Annotated in this window: 3 protein-coding genes and 1 pseudogene; 2 read left to right on the top strand and 2 right to left on the bottom strand. The window is 63.7% G+C overall.

All coding sequences use genetic code 11. The features are described from left to right. Nucleotides 1-114, top strand: a pseudogene (locus ACLP2E_RS16830) (IS5/IS1182 family transposase); the annotation flags it as partial. Between the two features lie 457 nt (nt 115-571). Here ACLP2E_RS16830 and ACLP2E_RS16825 read toward each other — a convergent pair. Next, on the bottom strand, nt 572-1,735 hold the full coding sequence (locus ACLP2E_RS16825; protein ID WP_442461210.1) for a ceramide glucosyltransferase: 1,164 nt from the start codon (nt 1,733-1,735) through the stop codon (nt 572-574). Between the two features lie 144 nt (nt 1,736-1,879). On the opposite strand from ACLP2E_RS16825, the gene gltX reads away from it, so the two are divergent. After that, nucleotides 1,880-3,256 carry a glutamate--tRNA ligase gene (gene gltX, locus ACLP2E_RS16820; RefSeq protein ID WP_442466584.1) on the top strand — a complete coding sequence of 459 codons (1,377 nt, stop codon included), beginning with the start codon at nt 1,880-1,882 and terminating at the stop codon, nt 3,254-3,256. Here the strand turns inward: gltX and ACLP2E_RS16815 are convergent. Next, nucleotides 3,253-3,719 (bottom strand): tRNA (adenosine(37)-N6)-dimethylallyltransferase (locus ACLP2E_RS16815; RefSeq protein ID WP_442466583.1); only part of this gene is annotated, 467 nt, incomplete at its 5' end. The two genes, gltX and ACLP2E_RS16815, sit on opposite strands and share 4 nt — an antisense overlap.

Here is a 3,719-nt window from a genome sequence, read left to right as displayed (position 1 = left end):
ATGTTCTGCCGCCTCAAGGATTGGAGACGCGTTGCCACCCGATACGACAAACTCGCCCACGTCTTCGCGAGCGCTGTTTATATCGCCGCCATGATCACATGGTGGGCTAATTGAGTCCGGAGCCTAGAGCCACGACAACGTTTCATCCAGCTGCTTTTGGCTATCCGGGGACGGTGCACGAAAGACTTGAAATTCTTTGGCGCAGCCTCGCAGGGTTGAGCTTGCGGCTTTAGACTGGATTGCTTCGCTGTCGCTCGCAATGACGAAACTGGGCGAATGCCGCTTTCCTAAAATGCGAAGGGCCGCCCTTGCGGGCGACCCTTCCATTGTTTGACCGCAAGGCGGCAAACCCATTGGCGGCGCTGCTTAAGCGACGCTGCCTGCCAGAAGGGTTATTTCGCTCCGGATCCCGGAAGCCGGCAGTTGCGGCGCAGAACAATGAGACACGGAACACCTCCTTTCGGTTGTTGACGATGGACGCATGACGCAGCGATTTGGCGTCCATGTCAAGCGGAGGCTTGACCAGCAACAAACATCAAGCGGAGGCTTGATCAATTTTTTCCGGGCCTCGTTACGCCGCGCCGTCGACCGTCTCGTCGACATCCTCCCGCACGGTCATCGAATTGCCGAGCCAGACGAAATCGTCGCCGAGCCAGCCGTCGATCCAGATCACCGGGAAAAGCAGGTCGCGCAGCAGATAGTTGACGGGCGAGAGCAGGTTGGTCGGCCAGCGCAAAGCCCAGTTGGCGAAGGCTTCGGGCAGGTGATAGAGGGCGGCGACCAGGGCCACGACGGTCCAGGGCTCGAAGCCGAAATCACGCGCCGCGTAGGCGCCGGCGAGCATGGGCAGCAGCGAGCAGGAGAAAACTTCCGGGGCATACATCAGCGGGAAACTGGCGCGGCGCAGGCGCGCCCAGCGGGTCTGGCGCTGGTATATGGCGCGCAGCGTGCGCGGCCCGAGCGGCTGGCCGAAGGGACGATCGACCAGGGCGACGGTCATCCCGGCGTTGCGCACCAGTTTGGTGGCGGCGGCGTCCTCGGCGATTTCGGAAGCCAGTACGGCGATGCCGCCCGACTGTTCGACGATTTCACGACGCCACATCATGCTCTTGCCCTGGGCGAAGCCGGCTCCGATGGCGTCGGCGCAGAATTGCCAGCGCGCCTGGAAGGAGTTCAGGAAAGCGCACTCGAGCTGGGCGCGCCAACCCCGCGGCAGGACGCCAAGCGGCGGCGAGCAGACCAGGCCGACGGTCGGCGTGAAGCGGACCAGCATCTGCTGGAGGTAATCTTTTGGCGCCAGCACGTTCGAATCGGCCAGCACGATCCACTGGTGCTTGGCCGCCTGCCAGCCCTTGAAGCAATTGTTGAGCTTCGGGTTGGGGCTGATCGGATCGTCGCCGACGAGCAGGCAGCCACGCCCGGCGGGCTGCTCGCCAAGGAGTTTCTTGATCAGGGGAATGATCGGGTCGTTCTTCTTCTGGACGCAGAAGAGCACTTCGTAATCGGGATAGTCGAGTTCGAAAGTCGAGCGAAGCGTCTGTTCGGAAAAGGTTTCCAACCCGCAGACCGGGCGCACGATGCTGACCGGCGGGGTCGGATTTTCCAGGCCCGTGAGCAGCAGGCGCTCATCCAGAGGCTGTTTGCGCAGACGGCAACGCCAGCCGGCAATGGCCAGCGAGACGAGATTGAAGAAGGTCATGATGAGGCAGAAAACTGCGGCAATCATTCCGGTCATTCCAGCCAATCTCTTTCTTTAATCGCACGGAATATTTCGGTGAGATACTACCTGTTGCGCTTATGCGCAATTTTTTTCACGTTTCTATGACAGTTGGCGCGCAAAGGTGACGAGCCGGCGCAAAAGCGATAGACCATTGCTATCATGAATCAGTCCGTCAAGTCTCCTGCCGCGTTCGTCGCTCCGGTCGTGCGTTTCGCGCCGTCTCCGACCGGCCGAATCCATATCGGCAACGCCCGAACGGCGCTGCTCAACTATTTCTTCGCCCGCAAACATGGCGGAACTTTCCTGCTGCGCTTCGACGATACCGACTCGGAGCGCTCGACGGAAGAATTCGCTCTCGGCATCGAGGTCGATCTCGCCTGGCTCGGCGTCGACCCGGACGGCAAGATGCGCCAATCGGAGCGTTTTTCGCTTTATGACGCGGCGGCGGCGAAACTGAAAACGGCGGGCCTGCTCTATCCCTGTTTCGAGACCTCGGAGGAATTGGAGCGCAAGCGCCGGCTGCAGATCGCACGCGGCGCGCCGCCGGTTTATGACCGCGCCGCCCTGCAACTGACCGAACACGAGCGCGCCGCGCTGGCGGCGGAGGGGCGCAAGCCGCACTGGCGCTTCAAGCTGTCGCCGGACGTCGTACGCTGGGAAGATCTCATTCGCGGCGCCAGCCATATCGACTGCGCCTCGCTGTCCGACCCGGTGCTGGTGCGGGAGGATGGCTCCTATCTCTACACGCTGCCCTCGGTGGTCGACGACATCGACGCTGGCGTCACCCATATCATTCGCGGCGAAGACCATGTCACCAACACGGCGGTGCAGCTTCAGCTTTTCGCGGCGCTCGGGTCCGCCCATCCGCCGCAGTTCGCCCATCACAACCTGCTGATCGGAGCGGACGGGCAGGGATTGTCCAAGCGCACCGGCGCGCTGTCGATCGCCGGCCTGCGCGAGGCGGGCGTCGAATCCCTCGCGGTCGCGGCCATGGCGGCGCTCACCGGCTCCTCCGTCTCCGTGCAGCCGGCGCATAGCCTGCCGGAACTGGCCGGCCTGGTCGATCTCGCCTCGATTTCGCGCAACAGCGCGCGTTTTGACGACGAGGAATTGCGGCACCTGTCGCAGCGTGTGCTGCACGGACTATCCTACGATTTTGTGCACGACCGGCTTGAGGCGCTGGAAATCGTCGGCCGCAAGGCCGAGCCCCTCTGGCGGGCGGCGCGGGGAAATCTGGAGAGGTTCTCGGATATCGCGACCTGGTGGCAGGTCGTCGAGGGCGAGATCGCGCCCCAGCCTCTGGAGCCGGAATTCGCTGCCGCCGCCAGGGCCGCGCTGCCGCCGGAGCCGCTGGACGAGTCGAGCTGGGGCCTGTGGACGCAGGCGCTTAAACAGGCCACCGGCCTGAAGGGCAAGGCGCTGTTCCATCCTCTGCGGCTGGCTCTGACCGGACACGAATCCGGGCCTGAACTCGCCAAGCTGCTGCCGATGATCGGCCGGAGCAAGGTTTTGGCGCGCATTTCCGCAATCGGCTAGAAATCCGGCGCCACCCAGGAAAATTCCGGCAATTGGGTGCGCGCGAAGGTGAACTGGCGCCTTGCATATTGCCGGCTGTCGCGCTTGCCGCGCTCCACCGCCGACTCAAGCTCACACTCGTTGCGCAAAAAGGCGAGCAGGCCGGGAACTCCGACCGCACGCATGGCGGGCAAAGCCGGATCGAGCCGGCGCGCCATCAGGCGGCGGACTTCTTCCAGCGCGCCGGCCTCCATCATCCTGTCGAACCGCGCATCGATCCGCTTCCTCAGCTCCGTCCTCTCCGGGGCTATGAACAGGCGCTGGCACCTTTGGGCGTCGAGCAGGGGTTTTTCGCGGGCGCCTTGAAAAGCGGCGAGCGGCGCGCCGGTGGCGGCGAAAATTTCCAGCGCGCGGAGGATGCGCTGCGGGTCGCTCGGTCGCAGTCTTGCCGCGGTTTGCGGGTCAACGTCGCGCAATCGTGCGT

This window comes from Rhodoblastus sp., from assembly GCF_052145335.1.
GTDB lineage: Bacteria > Pseudomonadota > Alphaproteobacteria > Rhizobiales > Beijerinckiaceae > Rhodoblastus.
This window is presented reverse-complemented; position numbering and strand designations above follow the sequence as displayed.

Bases quoted from the DNA above. Each gene is read 5' to 3' on its own strand.
- ACLP2E_RS16825 (WP_442461210.1), bottom strand. From the start codon at position 1,735: ATGACCGGAATGATTGCCGCAGTTTTCTGCCTCATCATGACCTTCTTC.
- gltX (WP_442466584.1), top strand. From the start codon at position 1,880: ATGAATCAGTCCGTCAAGTCTCCTGCCGCGTTCGTCGCTCCGGTCGTG.